An 18,925-nucleotide genomic window follows, 5' to 3' on the forward strand; every position below is an offset into this window, starting at 1 on the left:
GTGGTGCGCTGCGCGCGGCGCTTACGCGCGCTGCGGGTTGAGCTTGTCGTCCTTCGAGTGCAGCTTGTTCAGCGCGGAAATGTACGCCTTCGCCGATGCGGCGACGATGTCCGGATCGGTGCCGACGCCGTTGACGATCCGCCCGCTCTTCGACAGCCGGACGGTCACTTCGCCCTGCGCCTGCGTGCCGGTCGTGATCGCGTTCACCGAGTACAGCAGCAGCTCGGAACCGCTGCCGACTTCACCCTCGATCGCATTGAACGTTGCGTCGACCGGGCCGTTGCCGCGTGCCTCGCCCGTCACTTCCCGGCCTTCGACCGCGAACACGACCTTCGCCTGCGGCTGCTCGCCGGTTTCCGAGCGCTGCGCCAGCGACACGAACTTGTAGTGCTCCTGCTCGTGCGCGAGTGCCGACTCCTCGGAGACGATCGCGATGATGTCCTCGTCGAAGATCTCGGCCTTGCGGTCGGCCAGGTCCTTGAAGCGCATGAATGCGGCATTCAGTTCGGCTTCGCTGTCGAGCGACACGCCGAGCTCCTGCAGGCGCTGCTTGAACGCGTTACGGCCCGACAGCTTGCCGAGCACGATCTTGTTCGCGGTCCAGCCCACGTCTTCCGCGCGCATGATCTCGTAGGTGTCGCGCGCCTTCAGCACGCCATCCTGGTGAATGCCCGACGCGTGCGCGAACGCGTTCGCGCCGACCACCGCCTTGTTCGGCTGCACGACGAAGCCGGTGATCTGCGACACGAGCTTCGACGTCGGCACGATCTGCGACGTGTCGATGCCGACGTCGAGACCGAAGTAGTCCTTGCGCGTCTTCACGGCCATCACGATTTCTTCGAGCGACGTGTTGCCCGCGCGCTCGCCGAGACCGTTGATCGTGCACTCGACCTGACGCGCGCCGCCGATCTTCACGCCGGCGAGCGAGTTCGCGACGGCCATGCCGAGGTCGTTGTGGCAGTGCACGGAGAAGATCGCCTTGTCCGAGTTCGGAATGCGCTCGCGCAGCGTTTTCACGAGGTTGCCGTAGAGCTCGGGCACGCCGTAGCCGACCGTGTCGGCGATGTTGATCGTCGTCGCGCCTTCGGCGATCACGGCTTCCAGCACGCGGCACAGGAAATCCATGTCGGAGCGGCTGCCGTCTTCCGGCGAGAACTCGACGTTGTCGGTGAACTTGCGCGCGAAACGCACCGCGAGGCGCGCCTGCTCGAACACCTGGTCGGGCGTCATCCGCAGCTTCTTCTCCATGTGCAGCGGCGACGTCGCGATGAACGTGTGGATCCGGAAGCTGTTGGCCGGCTTCAGCGCGTCGGCCGCGCGCTGGATGTCCTTGTCGTTGGCCCGCGCCAGCGAGCAGATCGTGCTGTCCTTCACCAGCCCGGCGATCGTGTGGATCGCGTCGAAGTCGCCGTTCGAACTGGCCGCGAAGCCGGCCTCGATCACGTCGACCTTCATCCGCTCGAGATTCTTCGCGATGCGGATTTTCTCTTCCTTCGTCATCGACGCGCCGGGCGATTGTTCGCCGTCACGCAACGTCGTATCGAAAATGATCAGCTTGTCTGTCATGGGGGGCTCCAGGGCTCTTTATACGGAAGTCAAACGTAATGAGATCGCGCCACCGCTGGCGACGCTCAACAACAGACGAGGCTTGACGGAGGGCGAGAACGGTCAGCGCGGCAGGCGCGCCAAAGCTAGCGCGCGTAGCGGCGCACCGGCTAGAAGGAGGGAGAGGCGGGAAAATGCAGTCATGCCAAAGACTATAGCGGCATTCCGCTGGCCGCGCAATCGGACGCCGCCCGGGGATTCCGGCCGCCCGGCGCGGAAAAGGGGCAAATGAAAACGGCGGCCGTGAGGCCGCCGTTTCCGGTCGATCGCACGTCAGTGATCGCGCTGAGACGAGCGCGCCGGATTCGCGCGCCCGCGGACGGCCATGTAGGCCCAGAACACGTAGCCGGACAGCCCGTACAGCACGAACAGGCAGAACAGCATCAGCGGCGGATCGGACGACACGAGCACGAACGCGACGACGACCAGCAGGATCGCCGCGAACGGCACGCGGTGCCGCACGTCGAGCGCCTTGCCGCTGTAGAACGGCGCGTTCGACACCATCGTCACGCCGGCGTAGATCGTCAGCACGAACGCGACCCACGGCAGCCAGCCGAGCTTCATCGGCACGCGGTTGTCGGTCGCGAGCCACACGAAGCCCGCGATCAGCGCGGCGGCGGCCGGGCTCGGCAGCCCCTGGAAGAAGCGCTTGTCGACCACGCCGATGTTCGTGTTGAAGCGCGCGAGGCGCAGCGCGGCACCCGAGCAGTAGACGAACGCGGCAAGCCAGCCCCAGCGGCCGAGATCCTTCAGCACCCACTCGTACATCACGAGCGCGGGCGCGACGCCGAACGACACCATGTCCGACAGGCTGTCGAACTGCTCGCCGAACGCGCTCTGCGTGTGCGTCATGCGCGCGACGCGCCCGTCCATCCCGTCGAGCACCATCGCGACGAAAATCGCGATCGCGGCGATCTCGAAGCGCACGTTCATCGCCTGCACGACCGCGAAAAAGCCGCAGAACAGCGCGGCGGTCGTGAATGCGTTCGGCAGCAGGTAGATGCCGCGCGTCTTCAGGAACCGCTGGCGCGCGGCGCGACGGCTCTCGAGCGGCGCCGGATCGGGCGCCATCCCCTTGTTGCGGCGGAACGGTCGTGGCGTCTGGCCGGAGCCGTTACGCGGCCGACGCGGTTTGAATGCGGCCATCGTGCGCCCCGCCGCTTACTGCTCGAGCTCGGCGAGGATCGTCGACGACGCGTAGACCTTCTCGCCGATCGACACCTTCGCGCGGCTGCCGAGCGGCAGGTACACGTCGACGCGCGAGCCGAAGCGGATGAAACCGTAGCGCTGCCCGCGCGACAGCGGCTCGCCGGCACGCACGTAACAGAGAATCCGGCGGGCGACGAGGCCCGCGATCTGCACGGCGGTGACGGTCTTGCCGCTCGCCGTCTGGATCACGACCGCATTGCGCTCGTTCTCGGTCGAGGCCTTGTCGATCGCCGCGTTCAGGAACGCGCCCGGGAAGTACTCGACCTTGGTGATCGCGCCGTCGACCGGCGAACGCTGCGAATGGACATTGAATACGTTCATGAACACGCTGATCTTCAGCGCTTCACGGTTCGCGTACGGGTCTTGTGCGGTCTCGACCGCGACGATGCGGCCGTCTGCCGGGCACAGCACCGCGTTCGGCTGCGCGGGGATCGGGCGCTGCGGATCGCGGAAGAACTGGACGACGAAGACGAGCAGCAGCCAGAACGGCCACGCGAAGCCGAAGCCCCCGACGGCGTGGATCAACAGCGCGATGACGGCAGCAATCGCGATGAACGGCCAGCCTTCGCGCGCGATGATCGGATGAGGATAGTTCATGGATTCGTTCTGTGTTCGGTGAATTGCAAAGCCCGTAGGATAGCAAAAGCCGCCCGGGGCACTGCTGCCTTCGGACGGCTTTTTGAAACCGACCCTCCACTCGAAGGGCCGGAACAGCTCGCGGAGCTTAGTTCTTCGTCTGGTCGACGAGCTTGTTCTTCGCGATCCACGGCATCATCGCACGCAGCTTCGCACCGACCTGTTCGATCTGGTGCTCGGCCGTCAGGCGACGGCGCGACTGCAGCGTCGGGGCGCCTGCCTTGTTCTCGAGAATGAAGCTCTTCGCGTACTCGCCGGTCTGGATGTCGGTCAGGCACTGCTTCATCGCCTTCTTCGTCTCTTCCGTGACGACGCGCGGGCCCGTCACGTACTCGCCGTACTCGGCGTTGTTCGAGATCGAGTAGTTCATGTTCGCGATGCCGCCTTCGTAGATCAGGTCGACGATCAGCTTCAGTTCGTGCAGGCACTCGAAGTACGCCATTTCCGGCGCGTAGCCTGCTTCGACCAGCGTCTCGAAGCCCGCCTTGATCAGCTCGACGGTACCGCCGCACAGCACGGCCTGCTCGCCGAACAGGTCGGTTTCGGTCTCTTCACGGAAGTTCGTCTCGATGATGCCGGCACGGCCGCCGCCGTTCGCCGCCGCGTACGACAGCGCGATGTCGCGTGCCGCGCCCGACTTGTTCTGCGCAACCGCGATCAGGTGCGGCACGCCGCCGCCTTGCGAGTACGTGCCGCGCACGGTGTGGCCCGGTGCCTTCGGCGCGATCATGATCACGTCGAGATCGGCGCGCGGGATCACCTGACCGTAGTGGACGTTGAAGCCGTGCGCGAATGCCAGCGCCGCGCCTTGCTTGATGTTCGCGTGCACTTCCTTCGCGTACACGTCGGCGATCTGCTCGTCCGGCAGCAGCATCATGACGACGTCCGCGCCCTTCACCGCTTCCGCGACTTCCTTGACCGACAGGCCGGCGTTTTCGGCCTTGCTCCACGACGCGCCGTCCTTGCGCAGGCCGACCGTCACGTTCACGCCGCTTTCCTTCAGGTTCAGCGCGTGTGCATGGCCTTGCGAGCCGTAGCCGATGATCGTGACTTGCTTGCCCTTGATGAGGGAGAGGTCGGCGTCTTTGTCGTAGAAAACGTTCATGATGGTTCCTTCGCTAATTCAAAAATTCAACAATTCGTTCGGATGGAGTACTGCGAGCCGGGACATGACGGCGCACCCGGCGTGCCTGTCTGGCAAATTCGGCATCACACCTTCAGGATGCGCTCGCCGCGTCCGATGCCGGAGCTGCCGGTGCGCACGGTCTCGAGGATCGCGCTCGCGTCCAGCCCCTGGATGAATGCGTCGAGCTTGTCGCTCGCGCCCGTCAATTCGATCGTGTAGGTCTTCTCGGTCACGTCGATGATGCGGCCGCGGAAAATGTCCGACATCCGCTTCATTTCTTCGCGCTCCTTGCCCACTGCACGTACCTTGATCAGCATCAGCTCGCGTTCGATGTGTGCACCGTCGGTCAGGTCCACCACTTTCACCACCTCGATCAGGCGGTTCAGATGCTTCGTGATCTGTTCGATCACGTCGTCGGAGCCAATGGAAACGATGGTGAGCCGCGACAGCGATTGGTCTTCGGTCGGCGCCACCGTCAAGGTTTCGATGTTGTAGCCGCGTGCGGAAAACAGACCGACCACGCGCGACAGCGCGCCCGGTTCGTTCTCCAGCAGGACGGAAATGATGTGTCTCATGTTCGCTTCTTCCAGAATGTGTCCGTGTCGATTCACTCGCGCCGCGCGCCGCCGCGTGCCGCACCGCCCTTCGTGAAGGCGGCCGCCCCGGGCCAGGCGCGCGTCGCGCCGTTACAGATCTTCCGATCCGAGCAGCATCTCGGTGATGCCCTTGCCGGCCTGTACCATCGGCCAGACGTTTTCGGTCGGATCGGTCTGGAAGTCGAGAAACACGGTGCGGTCCTTCAGGCGCAGCGCTTCCTTCAGCGCCGGCTCCACATCCGAGGTCTTTTCGATCCGCAAGCCGACATGGCCGTACGCTTCGGCGAGCTTCACGAAATCGGGCAGCGCATCCATGTACGAATGCGAATAGCGCTTGCTGTATTCGATCTGCTGCCACTGGCGGACCATGCCGAGGTAGCGGTTGTTCAGCGAAATGATCTTCACGGGCGTGTCGTACTGCAGGCAGGTCGACAGCTCCTGGATGCACATCTGGATCGAGCCTTCGCCCGTGATGCACAGCACGTCGTCGTCCGGGTGCGCCATCTTGACGCCCATCGCCGCCGGCAGGCCGAAGCCCATCGTGCCGAGGCCGCCGGAGTTGATCCAGCGACGCGGCTTGTTGAAACGGTAGAACTGCGCGGCCCACATCTGGTGCTGGCCGACGTCCGAGCACACGAACGCATTGCCGTCCGTCAGCTCCCACGCCTTCTCCACCACGTACTGCGGCTTGATGATCTCGCTTTCGCGGTCGTACTTCAGGCAGTCCTTCGCGCGCCAGCCCTCGATGTCCTTCCACCATTGCGCGAGCGCCTCGGTGTCGGGGCCGTGCTCGGCCGTCTGCAGCTGCTCGATCAGTTCCTTCAGCACTTCCTTCACGTCGCCGACGATCGGGATGTCGACCTTCACGCGCTTCGAGATCGACGACGGGTCGATGTCGATGTGGATGATCTTGCGCGGACGCGACGCGAAGTGCGCCGGGTCGCCGATCACGCGGTCGTCGAAGCGGGCACCGATCGCGATCAGCACGTCGCAGTGCTGCATCGCCATGTTCGCTTCGTAGGTGCCGTGCATGCCGAGCATGCCGAGGAATTTCTTGTCCGACGCGCGATAGCCGCCGAGGCCCATCAGCGTGTTCGTGACCGGGTAGCCGAGCAGGTCCGCGAACTGGTTCAGTTCACGCGACGCGTCGGCGAGGATGATGCCGCCACCCGTGTAGATGTAAGGACGCTTCGCCGTCAGCAGCAGCGACACGGCCTTGCGGATCTGGCCCGAATGGCCCTTCGTGACGGGGTTGTACGAACGCAGCGACACGCTCTTGACGGGCTCGTACTGGCACGGCGTCTTCGAGATGTCCTTCGGGATGTCGATCAGCACCGGGCCCGGACGGCCGGTGCGGGCGATGTAGAACGCCTTCTTGACGGTTTCCGCGAGGTCGCGCACGTCCTTCACGAGGAAGTTGTGCTTCACGCACGGACGCGTGATGCCGACGGTGTCGCACTCCTGGAAAGCGTCCTGGCCGATCGCGGCAGTCGGCACCTGGCCGCTGATCACGACCATCGGGATCGAATCCATGTAGGCCGTTGCGATGCCGGTCACCGCGTTGGTGACACCGGGGCCCGACGTCACGAGGCAGACGCCGACATTGCCGGTGGAACGCGCATACGCATCGGCTGCGTGCACGGCCGCCTGTTCGTGGCGCACCAGCACGTGCTGAATCTTGTCCTGCTTGTACAGCTCGTCGTAGATATAGAGAACCGAGCCGCCGGGATAGCCCCAGATGAATTCGACGTTTTCGTCGGCGAGTGCCTTCATCAGCACGGTGCCGCCGATGGAATCGCTATCGGGAGGGGAAAGGGGTTCCGACGTGGAGAATTCCGCGCTGGGCATGTTCATTTTGACCTTTCGAATTTTCGGCAAAAAATTGATCGGGTGCTCTCTGCCGGGCTTGTGGCTCGGGTTCAAGCGGCGCGTCCAGTTTGAAGGGCGGGCTTCTTGGGCCAGCCTCAAATGAGACCATCACTTCATGTTGCGAATCGTTGACGATAGCGGGTCGTGGTTGGGTCGTCAAGCAAAATATCCCGCACCGCATCATGCGCGCCGCCCGGCGCCCCGCCGCCGCGGCTCGCGCGCAACGTGCGGCGCCCGACCCGGTGCCAAGCGGCACGAAAATTTGATAGCATCCGCGGGTTTTACGAAATTTTTCGACCTTTTACACCACGCAGCGGCCCGCAGCGCATACCTTCACGGAATGGCATCAGACAAGGAACTCGCCGACTTTCTGGCGGGCGTCGAAAGGCGCGCGTTCAAGCAGGCTGCGTACGCCGTGCGTGACGACGATGCGTCGCTCGACATCGTGCAGGACGCGATGATCAAGCTTGCGGAAAAGTACGGCGACCGGCCGGCGGCCGAATTGCCGCTGCTTTTTCAGCGGATCCTGCAGAATACGGTCCACGACTGGTTTCGCCGGCAGAAGGTCCGCAACACGTGGGTCACGCTCTTCTCGTCGCTGAACAATACCGACGACGAAGACTTCGACCCGCTCGAAACACTCGAATCCGCGGACGACAACGCGGGCGTCGAGAGCAGCGAGCACCGCCTCGAAAGAGAGCAGGTTCTGGCCCTGATCGACGAAGAAATCCAGAAGCTTCCGGCGCGTCAACGGGAAGCGTTCCTGATGCGTTATTGGGAAGATATGGATGTCGCCGAGACTGCCGCCGCAATGGGGTGCTCCGAGGGCAGCGTGAAGACGCACTGCTCGCGGGCCACCCATACCCTGGCGCAAGCGCTCAAGGCCAAAGGAATCACGCTATGAGCTCCGCTCCCGCAAACCGAGAACACGAATTCGCGCTGAAGGTGCGCCGCGCGCTTGACGAGCGTGCGGCCGCGCTGCCTGCCGCGACCACCGATCGTCTGGCCGTCGCCCGCCGGGCCGCGCTCGCGCGCAAGAAGCCCGAAGCCGCGACCGCGCCGGTGTTCGTGCCGGCCTTCGCCGGCGCGGCCGGCGCCTACGGACCGGCGCCCGTGAACCGCCCGAAAGCGTCGTTCGCGCGCCGCCTGCTGCGCGCGTGGCCGCTTGCGCTGCTGCTCGCGGGGCTCGTCGGCATCGCTTACTGGGAAGACATGCAGCGCACCGCCGAACTCGCCGACATCGACGCGGCGATGCTCAGCGACGACCTGCCGCTCAACGCGTATCTCGATCACGGGTTCAACGCGTATCTTTCGCGCGCTCACTAACAGACAATAACGAGGGGATCGCACGGGTGAGTCAGAAGCGCGGCCTGGCCGTATTTTTCGGATGCGTGATCGCGATCGCCGTTTCCTACGTCGCCACCTATTCCCGATTTCACCCGGCCCCCGCGACGACCACCGTCGCGGCCGTCAGCCCCGCCGCGCCTGCCTCGGCCGCGACCGGGCTGGCCACCGAACTCCCGCCGCTGCCCCTGCCGCTGCCGGCCGCCACCGGCCCGCTGTCGTGGGCACGCCTCACGCCGGCGCAGCACGCGGCACTCGCGCCGTTCGCCGATCAGTGGGATGGCTTCAGCGACGCCCGCAAGCGAAAATGGCTGAAGATCGCGTCGCGTTTCGCGAAGTTGTCGCCCGATGACCAGAAGCGCCTGCAGGACCGGATGGCCGAATGGGCCAAGATGACGCCCGAGCAGCGCCGCGTCGCGCGCGAAAACTACCAGAGCGCGAAAGAGCTGTCCGCGCAGGCGCGCGAGCGCGCGTGGAAGGCCTACCAGCAACTCCCCGAGGAGCAGAAGGAACGTCTCGCGGCCGCCGAGCGCCGCCGCAGGCCGAGCGTCGTCAGCGCACCGCCGACCGTCGCCGACCGTGACGTCCGCCGCCTCGTCAATTCGCACGAACATCCGGCAAGCGGCGCCGCAGCCGCACCGGCGCCTGCCTCGGGCGGCGCCGCCGCGCAGCCGGTGCCCGCGTCGTCGACGGCCGGCACCGCGTCCGCGCCGGCCGCCGTGGCGCCGGTGTCGCCCGCCGACGCACCGTCGCTGTTCAAGGGCTCCTGAGCGGCCGTGGCAGACGCCCGCGCCCCCGAGATCCCGGCCGCCGCGCCTTCCGTGCGGCGGCGCCTCGCCGCGCTGCTCTACGAAGGCGTGCTGCTGTTCGGTGTCGTGTTCTTCGCCGGGCTCGCATTCGGCCTCGCGACGCAGCAACGCAACGGCCTCGTCCATCACAACCTCCTCGCCGCGTGGATCGCGCTCGTCGTCGGCGCGTACTTCGTCTGGTTCTGGACCCACGGCGGCCAGACGCTGCCGATGAAGACCTGGCGGCTGCGCCTCGAATCGTCGAACGGCCGGCCGCTGAGCGCCGGCCACGCGCTCGTCCGCTATGCGCTCGGCTGGCTGTGGTTCCTGCCTCCGCTCGCGCTGCATCCGCTCCTCGGCCTGTCGGTGCCCGTCACGCTCGCGCTCACGGCCGCGTGGATCGTCATCTGGGCCGGCGCGGCCCGGCTGCATGCCGGCCGCCAATTTCCGCACGACCGGATCGCGCGCACCCGCGTCGTCGCGATACCGCGCTGACGCGCCGCACTCCTCAGACGAAAACCGCTCGTCCCGCCTTCCGTCATCCGGCCAGACGGCGCTGCCGGACAACCGCCGGCCGTTCCGTGCGGCAGGTCACGCAAGGGCCGTGATTCACTGCTAAACACCCGGCAGCGGTCGTAATAAGAACGTCTCGTGACTGTCACGGCACAGTCATGCCCGCATGGCGGAATGCCGGTAATGTCAACCGGCGCGAGTCATGCATGGGCCAGAAAACGTCCGCGACCTCCCTGTTCCGTCACCCTATCGGCGCCCGCGCCGCCACCGCCTTCCTGTCCGGCTCGGCTGCAACCGATGACCTGGCGTCGCAAGAACCGCCTGCCACGCATCCCGCGCGGCACGACGATCCCGACCCGTCCGCCCATCGCTACCGCACCATCTGGCTGTCCGACATCCACCTCGGCTCGAGCGGCTGCCAGGCGCCGTACCTGCTCGACTTCCTGCGCCACAACGATTCGGAATACCTGTATCTCGTCGGCGACATCATCGACGGCTGGCAGTTGAAGAAAGGCTGGTACTGGCCGCAGGCGCACAACGACGTCGTGCAGAAGATCCTGCGCAAGGCGCGCAAGGGCACGCAGGTCGTCTACATCCCCGGCAATCACGACGAGGGCGCGCGGCAGTTCTGCGACCTCGCGTTCGGCGACATCCAGGTGCGCGGCGAGGCCTTCCACACGACGATTGCGGGCAAACGTTTGTGGATCGTGCACGGCGACCTGTTCGACGGCGTGATCCAGCACGCGAAGTGGCTCGCGTATCTCGGCGACACGCTGTACACGCTGATCCTCGTGCTGAACCGCTGGTTCAACCGGATCCGCAGCCGGCTCGGCTTCCAGTACTGGTCGCTGTCGCAGTACCTGAAGCACCAGGTCAAGAACGCGGTCAACTTCATTTCGCAGTTCGAGACCGTGATGACCGACGAGGCGCGCCGCCGCGGCTGCGACGGCGTGGTATGCGGCCACATCCACAAGGCGGAGATCCGCGACATCGACGGCGTGCTGTACTGCAACGACGGCGACTGGGTCGAAAGCCTGTCCGCGCTCGTCGAAACGATGGAAGGCGAACTGAAGATCGTCTACTGGACGGTGATGCGCTCCGCACCGTCGGAGACCACGTCGCGCAAGGCCAAGGCCACTGCCTGACACAACCCTACTTACAGGACAAAGCCGCGATGAAGATCATGATCGTCACCGACGCGTGGGAACCGCAGGTCAACGGTGTCGTGCGCACGCTGAAAAGCACGTCGCGCGAGCTCACCGCGCTCGGCCACCGCGTCGAACTGCTGACGCCGCTGGAATTCCGCACGGTGCCCTGCCCGACCTACCCCGAGATCCGCCTGTCGATCCTGCCGTACCGCAAGCTGCGCGCGCGGATCGATGCGTTCGCGCCCGACGCGCTGCACATCGCGACCGAAGGCCCGCTCGGCCTCGCCGCACGGCGTTATGCGCGCGCGCGCAAGCTGCCGTACACGACCGCGTACCACACGCGCTTTCCGGAATACGTGCAGGCGCGTTTCGGCATCCCGCTGGCCGCGACCTACCGCTTCCTGCACTGGTTCCACGGCCCGTCGCTCGCGGTGATGGCGCCGACGCCGGTCGTCAAGCAGGACCTCGAGAAATTCGGCTTCACGAACGTCGTGCTGTGGACCCGCGGCGTCGACCTCGAGATCTTCCGCCCGATGGAGTCGAAGGTGCTCAACACCGCGCGGCCGATCTTCCTGTACGTGGGCCGCGTCGCGATCGAAAAGAACGTCGAGGCGTTCCTGCGCCTCGACCTGCCCGGCTCGAAGTGGGTCGCGGGCGAAGGCCCCGCGCTCGCGGAACTGAAGTCGCGCTATCCGGAGGCGAACTATCTCGGCGTGCTGTCACAGGCCGAGCTTGCAAAGGTGTATGCTGCGGCCGACGTGTTCGTGTTCCCGAGTCGCACCGACACGTTCGGCCTCGTGCTCCTCGAGGCGCTCGCCTGCGGCACGCCGGTGGCCGCGTATCCCGTCACGGGCCCGATCGACGTGCTCGGCGAAGGCGACGCGGGCGCGATGCACGAGGACCTGCAGGAAGCCTGCCTCGAAGCGCTGAAGATCGAACGCACGACCGCGCGCGCGTGGGCCGAACGCTTCTCGTGGCGCGCGGCATCCGAGCAGTTCGCGTCGCATCTGAAGCCGCTGCCGAAGACCGCGTACTCGCCAGCCGAAGGTGCCGCCGTTTGAAACGAGACCTGAACGACAAGATCCCGCCTCCCGTCTCCACGCCGCAACGGCACCGTCCGTTCGACGAGGACGAGCCGCATGCCGAAGCGGACGTGCACGCGCACGAGCCGCTCGGCCCCGACGACCCATTGTCGCCGCTGCCGCCGAACCCGTACAAGCGCCACCGCGGCATCACGCGCGCGTGGTATGCCCTCAAGCATTCGCTGAACGGCTTTCGCGTCGCGATCCGCGAGGAGAGCGCGTTTCGCCAGGAACTCACGCTCGCCGCGCTGATGCTCCCGATCGGCGCATTCGCGCCGGTGCCGGCCGCGTCTCGCGCGCTGCTGATCGGCTCGGTGTTGCTCGTGCTGATCGTCGAGCTGCTGAACTCGAGCGTCGAGGCCGCGATCGACCGCATCTCGCTCGAGCGTCACGAACTCTCCAAGCGTGCGAAGGATCTCGGCAGCGCGGCCGTGACGGTCGCGCTGTTCGCGTGCGTGACGACGTGGGGCTTCGTGCTCGGCCCCGTCGTCGCACGCTGGCTCGGCTTCTAGACGGGGACCGGGCGCGCGCGCCGCGGGCCGCCCGCGTGCGGCGCTGCACCATGCGCCGCGCGGGGGCGCGATCACGAAATGCCCCCGATGTGGCGAAACCCCGGTTTATAATCGTCCGCTAGACATAGAACAGCAACCCGCGCCGGACGAATCACGCAGCATCGATTGCAGCGCCCGCCAGTCCGGCACACACAGGGCCGGACGACATGGAAGCGAAACCTCCCCGCCGCACCCGCGAACGGATTCTCGAGTTGTCGTTGAAACTCTTCAACGAGATCGGCGAGCCGAACGTCACGACCACGACGATCGCCGAGGAAATGGAAATCAGTCCAGGCAACCTGTACTACCATTTCCGCAACAAGGACGACATCATCAACAGCATCTTCGCGCAGTTCGAGCAGCAGATCGAACGGCGGCTGCGCTTCCCCGAAGATCATCGTCCGACGATCGACGAAACCTGGTCGTACCTGCAGTACATGGCCGATTTCATGTGGACCTACCGGTTCCTGTACCGCGACCTCAACGACCTGCTCGCCCGCAACCGCACGCTCGAGACGCACTTCAAGCAGATCATCAGCCACAAGGTGCGCTTCGCGCGCGAGATGTGCGAGCTGCTCGTGTCCGACGCCGAAATGGTCGCGACGCCCGCCGAGATCGAAGTCATCGCGACCAACATGGCCGTGATCTCGACCTACTGGCTGTCGTATCAGTACGTGATGCATCCGCGCAAATACAACGACCAGGACGCGATTCGCGAAGAACTGCACCAGGTCAGCATGCACGTGATCTCCGTGATGGCGCCGTACCTGCGCGGCCGTTCGCGCCAGTTGTTCGACGATCTGGTCTCGGGCAAGCTGCCCAAGCGCCAGTTCACCGACTACCTGCCGCCGCGCGACGGCTCGCCGCGCCCGGCCGACAGCCCCGTCACCCTCGGGCAGGCCTCCGCCAAGGATTCCAAGCAATGAAGGCAGTCTGCGTTTATTGCGGCTCGTCGCCCGGCGTGCGGCCCGTCTATGCCGACGCCGCGCGCGCATTCGGCCGCGCGCTCGTCGAGGCGGGCCTCACGCTCGTCTACGGCGGCGGTCGCGTCGGCCTGATGGGCGTGATCGCCGACGAGGTGATGGCCGCCGGCGGCCATGCGGTCGGCGTGATCCCCGAGCTGCTCGTCGACAAGGAAGTCGGTCACACGGGGCTATCGGAACTGCACGTCGTGCCCGACATGCATCACCGCAAGAAAATGATGGCCGACCTCTCCGACGCGTTCGTCGCGATGCCCGGCGGCGCCGGGACGCTCGAAGAGCTCTTCGAGGTCTACACGTGGGCGCAGCTCGGTTATCACCGCAAGCCCGTCGCGGTCTACAACATCGATTCGTTCTACGATCCGTTGATCGCGCTGCTGCGCCATACGGTCGACGAAGGCTTCATGCGTCCGGCCTATTTCGACGCGCTGTGCGTCGAATCCGAACCCGTCGAACTGATCGAGCGGCTGCGCCGCTACCAGCCGCCCGCCCGCGACAAGTGGGCGCCCGACGCAGCGAAGTAACCGTCACCGGAAACCGCACGCCATGGCCGCACCGTCCGATCGCAAGGCCGTCCTCATCACCGGCGCGAGCCGGGGCATCGGCCGCGCGACCGCCGTGCTCGCGGCCGAACGCGGCTGGGACGTCGGCATCAACTACGCGCGCGACGCGGCGGCGGCCGAGCTCACCGCGCAGGCTGTCCGCGACGCGGGCGGCCGCGCGTGCATCGTCGCGGGCGATGTCGCGAACGAGGCGGACGTCATCGCGATGTTCGACACCGTCACGGCCACGTTCGGACGGCTCGACGCGCTCGTCAACAACGCGGGCATCGTCGCGCCGTCGATGCCGCTCGCCGACATGACGGCCGACCGGCTGCGGCGGATGTTCGATACCAACGTGCTCGGCGCGTATCTGTGCGCGCGCGAAGCCGCGCGCCGGCTGTCCACCGACCGGGGCGGCCGCGGCGGCGCGATCGTCAACGTGTCGTCGATCGCATCGCGGCTCGGTTCGCCGAACGAATACGTCGATTATGCGGGGTCGAAAGGCGCGGTCGACTCGTTGACGATCGGTCTGGCGAAGGAACTCGGCCCGCACGGCGTGCGCGTCAACGCGGTGCGCCCCGGCCTGATCGAGACCGACATTCACGCCAGCGGCGGCCAGCCCGGCCGGGCAGCGCGCCTCGGCGCGCAAACGCCGCTCGGCCGCGCGGGCGAGGCACCGGAGATCGCCGAAGCGATCGTCTGGCTGCTCGGCGACGCGGCGTCGTACACGACGGGCGCCCTGCTCGACGTCGGCGGCGGCCGGTAATCTTGCCGGCCCGGCGCCCCCGAAGCGCCGCCAGGCATGCCCTGTCGTCACGACACCACAAATCTCCACAATTTCGTGACGGTTTCAGTAAACATTCGTAACAGTTCCGTGCTCTACTAGCGGGCAATCAGACAGGCGTCGTCTACGCCAAGTCTCCGCCACCCTGATGTGGCCCTTATCGGTCCCGCCCAAGTAGCGGACCGGCTCGACTCGACCCGAGATCTTTTCCATGCCTGGAACCGCAGCGCCCAGCCGGCGACGCACGTCTGTGCCCGCGCCGGCTCAGCACGCCCGCTCGACAGCCGACACCGACGCCCCCGCGACGCTCGACGCCGCCGGCACGCCCGTCGTGGCGTCGACCACCGCAACCCGCACCGCGCGCGACCGCGCGGCCCTGCTCGGCTGGCGGGCCTGGCTGCTCGTCGCCGTGCTGGTCTGCGCGTACACGCTGCCGGGCGTGCTCGGCCACGATCCGTGGAAACAGGACGAAACCTATACGTTCGGCATCATCCAGCACATGCTCGAGACCGGCGACTTCGTCGTGCCGACCAATGCCGGCCTGCCGTTCATGGAAAAGCCGCCGCTTTACGCATGGGTCGCGACGAGCCTCGCCTGGCTGCTGCAGCGCGTGATGCCGCTGCACGATGCGGCGCGACTCGCCAGCGCGCTGTTCGCCACGCTCGCGTTCGGCTTCATCGCACGTGCGGCGCGCGTCGCCAGCCGCGCGGACAGCTGGTTCGACCTGCGCGTGATCGGCCCCGTCGTGCTGAGCGCGAGCACGCTCGTCGTCATCAAGCACCTGCACGACATGATGACGGACGTCGCGCTGTTCGCCGGCACGGCGATGGGCTTCTGCGGGCTGCTCGAACTCGTGATGCAGCACGTCGCGCGCGCGCAGCAGATGCGGCACGGGCTGCCGGTCCGGCCGTCGGGCCGCTGGGCCGCGCCGCTCTTCGGCGCGGGCGTCGGCATCGCGCTGATGACGAAGGGGCTGTTCGTGCCGCTCGTGTTCGCGGCCACGCTCGTCTGCACGCTGGTGCTCTACCCGGCCTGCCGCACCCGCTCGTTCGCGCGCGCGCTCGGTGTCGCCGCGCTCGTGTTCGCGCCGTTCGCGCTGATCTGGCCGACCGCGCTGTTCCTGCGCTCCGAAACGCTGTTCATGACGTGGTTCTGGGACAACAACGTCGGCCGGTTCTTCGGCTTCTCCGTCCCCGAACTCGGCGCGGAAAACGACAAGCCGTTCTTCATCCTGCGTGCGTTCCTGCTCGTCGGCTTCCCGGTCGCGCCGCTCGCGATCGTCGCCGTCGCGCGCGGCGCATGGCGCGACTGGCGCACGCCGCGCGTCGCGCTGCCGGTGCTGTTCGCCGGTATCGGGCTCGTGGTGCTGCAAATATCCGCGACGTCGCGCCAGCTCTACATCCTGCCGTTCTTCGCGCCGCTCGCGCTGGTTGCCGCGCAGGCGATCGACCGCCTGCCGCGCCGGTTGCATCTCGCGTGGGATTACTTCAGCCGCGTGCTGTTCGGCACGACCGTCGCGCTCGCGTGGGCGATCTGGGCCGTGATGGCCGATCCGGCCGCGTCGCGCGCCGATCTCGCGCTGCTCGGCCGCTGGCTGCCGCTCGACTGGACGATGCCGATCCGGCCCGCGCTCGTGATCGGTGCGCTCGCGCTGACCATCGGCTGGCTGACACTGTTGCCGAAGCTGCGCTCGACGGGCCTGTGGCGCGGCGCGCTGTCGTGGGGCGCCGGCGCGCTCGTCGCGTGGGGCCTCGTCTATACGCTGCTGCTGCCGTGGCTCGACGTCGCGAAGAGCTACCGCTCGGTGTTCGACGACCTGAACGCGCATCTCGCGCTCGAATGGAACGACGGCGACTGCATGGCGAGCCTGCACGGGCTCGGCGAATCGGAAGCGCCGATGCTGTACTACTTCTCCGGCATCCAGCACACCCCGATCGACGACGCGAAGTCGACGCGCTGCACATGGATGATCGTCCAGGGCGTGCGTGCCGTCGATCCGGCACCCGGCAGCGAATGGCAACTGTTCTGGACCGGCGCCCGCCCGGGCGACAACGAGGAACTGCTGCGCGTGTACGTGCGGACGCCCGAACAGCACCTGCAGTGACACGGGGCGGTGCGCCGCCCTGCCCGCCTTCATCTTTCGCGCCGGTCGCGCCCGCCCGGTCGGCCGGCGCGCAACCTCTGCGCGATATCCATCCTTGACGCCCCCGCATCAAGCCGCGGGCTCGCACTCCCCTTCACACCACGGCTTGGATCTTCAGAACGACGAACCGGGCTCGCGCAGGAACGCCGTTTCCTCGTCGGTCGACGCGCGGCAGAGGATCGCGTTCCGGTGCGGGAAACGGCCGAAGCGCTCGACGACCGCCGCGTGCAGCACGGCGAAGCGGTGATAACGCTCGCACCCGGCCTCGTCGCGAATGCCCGCGCACAGGCGCACGGCTTCGCGCTGGCTCTCGACCGACTCGTCGTGCTCAAACGGCAGGTACGCGAACGCACGATGATGCCCGCTCGGCAGCCGTGCGTCCCAGCCGGTCGCGACGACACGGCGGGCGATCGCGAGCGCCTTCGGATCGGCGGCAAACGCGCGCGGCGTGCCGCGATGGATGTTGCGCGAGAACTGGTCCAGCACGACGATCAACGCCAGCGCACCCGACGGCGAGCCGGCCCAGTGATCGCAGGCGCCGTCGCATGCGGCGTCGAGCAACGCGCCATAGCGTGCGCGCAGCAGATCGTCGAAGGCGGCGCCGCCGTTGAACCACACCTTGCGTTGCCGCCCGAATTCGGCCGAGCCCGGCTCGCCGAACCAGACATCCAGAATCTCCCGTGCTTGCGGATCCAGCGCTGCCGCGCCGGCGTGGCCGGTATCGATCGTCATGCAAACGCCAGGACGAGGCGCCGTGTACGCGCGCTCTTCTTTTCCAGTTTCGCGACCCGCAGCGCGCCGATTTCGGACGTGTTGCGCACATGCGTGCCGCCGCACGGCTGCAGGTCGACTTGCTCGATCCGCAGCAGCCGCACGCGGCCGAGGCCCATCGGCGGCTTCACGCTCATCGTGCGCACGAGTTCGGGCCGCTCGGCCATCTCGTCGTCGGTGATCCATTCGGTCGTGACCGGATGCGCGCCGCCGACCAGCGCCGCGAGACGCCGTTCGACGTCGTCGCGGTCGATCGCATCGGACGTCGCGAAATCGAGCCGCACGTAGTCGGCCGTCACGCTGCAGCCATCGACCGCGTACGGCAGCACCGCGCACATCAGGTGCGCGGCCGTGTGCAAACGCATGTGCCGGTAGCGGCGCAGCCAGTCGATCTCCGCGATCACGCGCGTGCCGGGCGCGAGCGCCGCGACGCGGGCCTCCTGCCCCGGCGCCGGCACGTGGACGGCGTCGTCGGGCGTCGCGCCGTCGAACTTCGCCTTGCGCGTGTCGGCGATCACGATCGGGCCGCCGTCGGGCAGCGTCAGCGTGCCGGTGTCGCCGGCCTGGCCGCCGCCGAGCGGATAGAACACCGTGCGGTCGAGCCGGATGCCGTCGTCGCCGACGGCCCGGACGATCGCGTCGCATTGCGTGAGGTACGCGTCTTCGCGAAACAGCGCTTGTGTCGTCATCGGACGAGCCTCGTATCGGTGGGGGAAACGGCCAGTGTCGCGCGATGCCTCCCGCGCGCCCAGACGCAGATCGTCCGGCGCACGGACAGCGGCGTACCGGTCGATCAACCGGGCCGGTTGCGCATCCAGTCGGCCGTGTCGTAGAACGAATGCATCAGCCGCTCGCGCAGCGGCTCGGCCAGCCCGACATCCTCCATCGCCCACGCCATGCAGCGCAGCCACTGGTCGCGCTCGACCGACGCGATCGGGAACGGCAGGTGCCGCGCGCGCAGCCGCGGATGGCCGAACCGGCTGATGTAGTGGTCGGGGCCGCCGAGCCAGCCGCACAGGAACCAGAACAGCTTGTCGCGCGAGCCGTCGAGCGACTGCGGATGCAGCGCGCGAATCTGCGCGAACTCCGGCTCGAGGTCCATCAGGTCGTAGAAGCGGTCCACCATTTCGCGCACGCGGGCTTCGCCGCCCACGAGTTCGAACGCCGTCGGCTGCGACGGCGCATCGTCATTCACATCGGTCATACGGATAGTCGGAAAACGGAATCTTCGGGGCCGC

At 67.0% G+C, this 18,925-nt stretch carries 20 protein-coding genes; 11 read left to right on the forward strand and 9 right to left on the reverse strand.

Annotation, left to right across the window (positions count from 1 at the left end):
* Positions 1 to 21 precede the first annotated feature (21 nt).
* The 6 genes from AC1VVG_RS11975 to AC1VVG_RS12000 all read right to left on the reverse strand — a co-directional run bounded on the left by AC1VVG_RS11975 (position 22) and on the right by AC1VVG_RS12000 (position 7,026).
* Complete coding sequence (locus AC1VVG_RS11975) at positions 22 to 1,566, reverse strand: 2-isopropylmalate synthase (protein ID WP_034190796.1); 1,545 nt, start codon at positions 1,564 to 1,566, stop codon at positions 22 to 24.
* Positions 1,567 to 1,878: 312 nt separating this feature from the next.
* Positions 1,879 to 2,751 carry a CDP-diacylglycerol--serine O-phosphatidyltransferase gene (pssA, locus tag AC1VVG_RS11980; protein WP_034190795.1) on the reverse strand — a complete coding sequence of 291 codons (873 nt, stop codon included), beginning with the start codon at positions 2,749 to 2,751 and terminating at the stop codon, positions 1,879 to 1,881.
* 15 nt (positions 2,752 to 2,766) lie between these two features.
* Positions 2,767 to 3,411 (reverse strand): phosphatidylserine decarboxylase, encoded by a 645-nt coding sequence (locus tag AC1VVG_RS11985; RefSeq protein ID WP_031401923.1) that lies wholly within the window; start codon positions 3,409 to 3,411, stop codon positions 2,767 to 2,769.
* A 127-nt stretch (positions 3,412 to 3,538) separates the two neighbouring features.
* A complete protein-coding gene (gene ilvC / locus AC1VVG_RS11990; protein WP_034190794.1) occupies positions 3,539 to 4,555 on the reverse strand; it encodes a ketol-acid reductoisomerase in 1,017 nt (338 codons plus the stop codon).
* A 104-nt stretch (positions 4,556 to 4,659) separates the two neighbouring features.
* On the reverse strand, positions 4,660 to 5,151 hold the full coding sequence (gene ilvN, locus AC1VVG_RS11995) for an acetolactate synthase small subunit (protein WP_006750445.1): 492 nt from the start codon (positions 5,149 to 5,151) through the stop codon (positions 4,660 to 4,662).
* A 111-nt stretch (positions 5,152 to 5,262) separates the two neighbouring features.
* Positions 5,263 to 7,026, reverse strand: a complete 1,764-nt coding sequence (locus AC1VVG_RS12000; RefSeq protein ID WP_034190793.1) for an acetolactate synthase 3 catalytic subunit — start codon at positions 7,024 to 7,026, stop codon at positions 5,263 to 5,265.
* Between the two features lie 355 nt (positions 7,027 to 7,381).
* Between AC1VVG_RS12000 and AC1VVG_RS12005 the strand changes: the two genes are divergently transcribed.
* The 11 genes from AC1VVG_RS12005 (at position 7,382) to AC1VVG_RS12055 (ending at position 16,877) form a co-directional block, all read left to right on the forward strand.
* Positions 7,382 to 7,945, forward strand: coding sequence for an RNA polymerase sigma factor (locus tag AC1VVG_RS12005; RefSeq protein ID WP_034190792.1), 564 nt, complete (start codon positions 7,382 to 7,384; stop codon positions 7,943 to 7,945).
* The gene (locus tag AC1VVG_RS12010) at positions 7,942 to 8,367 is read left to right on the forward strand and encodes a DUF3619 family protein (protein WP_059558108.1); all 426 of its coding nucleotides are present in this window, start codon (positions 7,942 to 7,944) and stop codon (positions 8,365 to 8,367) included. Before AC1VVG_RS12005 ends, AC1VVG_RS12010 begins: the two co-directional genes overlap by 4 nt.
* A 26-nt stretch (positions 8,368 to 8,393) precedes the next feature.
* Positions 8,394 to 9,155 (forward strand): DUF3106 domain-containing protein, encoded by a 762-nt coding sequence (locus AC1VVG_RS12015; RefSeq protein ID WP_034190790.1) that lies wholly within the window; start codon positions 8,394 to 8,396, stop codon positions 9,153 to 9,155.
* Between the two features lie 6 nt (positions 9,156 to 9,161).
* Complete coding sequence (locus AC1VVG_RS12020) at positions 9,162 to 9,668, forward strand: RDD family protein (protein WP_034190789.1); 507 nt, start codon at positions 9,162 to 9,164, stop codon at positions 9,666 to 9,668.
* Between the two features lie 224 nt (positions 9,669 to 9,892).
* Complete coding sequence (locus AC1VVG_RS12025; protein ID WP_049029370.1) at positions 9,893 to 10,831, forward strand: UDP-2,3-diacylglucosamine diphosphatase; 939 nt, start codon at positions 9,893 to 9,895, stop codon at positions 10,829 to 10,831.
* A 29-nt stretch (positions 10,832 to 10,860) separates the two neighbouring features.
* On the forward strand, positions 10,861 to 11,895 hold the full coding sequence (locus tag AC1VVG_RS12030) for a glycosyltransferase family 4 protein (protein WP_034190787.1): 1,035 nt from the start codon (positions 10,861 to 10,863) through the stop codon (positions 11,893 to 11,895).
* Positions 11,892 to 12,428 carry a diacylglycerol kinase gene (locus tag AC1VVG_RS12035; RefSeq protein WP_059558115.1) on the forward strand — a complete coding sequence of 179 codons (537 nt, stop codon included), beginning with the start codon at positions 11,892 to 11,894 and terminating at the stop codon, positions 12,426 to 12,428. The genes AC1VVG_RS12030 and AC1VVG_RS12035 overlap by 4 nt, the downstream gene beginning before the upstream one ends.
* A gap of 206 nt (positions 12,429 to 12,634) precedes the next feature.
* Positions 12,635 to 13,393: a TetR/AcrR family transcriptional regulator gene (locus tag AC1VVG_RS12040; protein WP_034190785.1), complete on the forward strand. Its 759-nt coding sequence runs from the start codon at positions 12,635 to 12,637 to the stop codon at positions 13,391 to 13,393.
* The gene (locus AC1VVG_RS12045; RefSeq protein ID WP_049031317.1) at positions 13,390 to 13,971 is read left to right on the forward strand and encodes an LOG family protein; all 582 of its coding nucleotides are present in this window, start codon (positions 13,390 to 13,392) and stop codon (positions 13,969 to 13,971) included. The genes AC1VVG_RS12040 and AC1VVG_RS12045 overlap by 4 nt, the downstream gene beginning before the upstream one ends.
* A 22-nt stretch (positions 13,972 to 13,993) precedes the next feature.
* On the forward strand, positions 13,994 to 14,755 hold the full coding sequence (locus tag AC1VVG_RS12050; RefSeq protein WP_482835665.1) for an SDR family oxidoreductase: 762 nt from the start codon (positions 13,994 to 13,996) through the stop codon (positions 14,753 to 14,755).
* A 229-nt stretch (positions 14,756 to 14,984) separates the two neighbouring features.
* Positions 14,985 to 16,877 (forward strand): ArnT family glycosyltransferase, encoded by a 1,893-nt coding sequence (locus tag AC1VVG_RS12055; protein ID WP_482835666.1) that lies wholly within the window; start codon positions 14,985 to 14,987, stop codon positions 16,875 to 16,877.
* A gap of 153 nt (positions 16,878 to 17,030) precedes the next feature.
* On the opposite strand, the gene AC1VVG_RS12060 is transcribed toward AC1VVG_RS12055, so the two are convergent.
* The 3 genes from AC1VVG_RS12060 to AC1VVG_RS12070 form a co-directional block, all read right to left on the reverse strand.
* Positions 17,031 to 17,648, reverse strand: coding sequence for a DUF924 family protein (locus AC1VVG_RS12060; RefSeq protein ID WP_482835667.1), 618 nt, complete (start codon positions 17,646 to 17,648; stop codon positions 17,031 to 17,033).
* Complete coding sequence (locus tag AC1VVG_RS12065; RefSeq protein WP_482835668.1) at positions 17,645 to 18,376, reverse strand: alanyl-tRNA editing protein; 732 nt, start codon at positions 18,374 to 18,376, stop codon at positions 17,645 to 17,647. The genes AC1VVG_RS12060 and AC1VVG_RS12065 overlap by 4 nt, the downstream gene beginning before the upstream one ends.
* Positions 18,377 to 18,480: 104 nt before the next feature.
* The gene (locus AC1VVG_RS12070; RefSeq protein WP_034190779.1) at positions 18,481 to 18,891 is read right to left on the reverse strand and encodes a group II truncated hemoglobin; all 411 of its coding nucleotides are present in this window, start codon (positions 18,889 to 18,891) and stop codon (positions 18,481 to 18,483) included.
* Positions 18,892 to 18,925: the final 34 nt, after the last annotated feature.

This window comes from Burkholderia sp. L-4 (assembly GCF_056856535.1).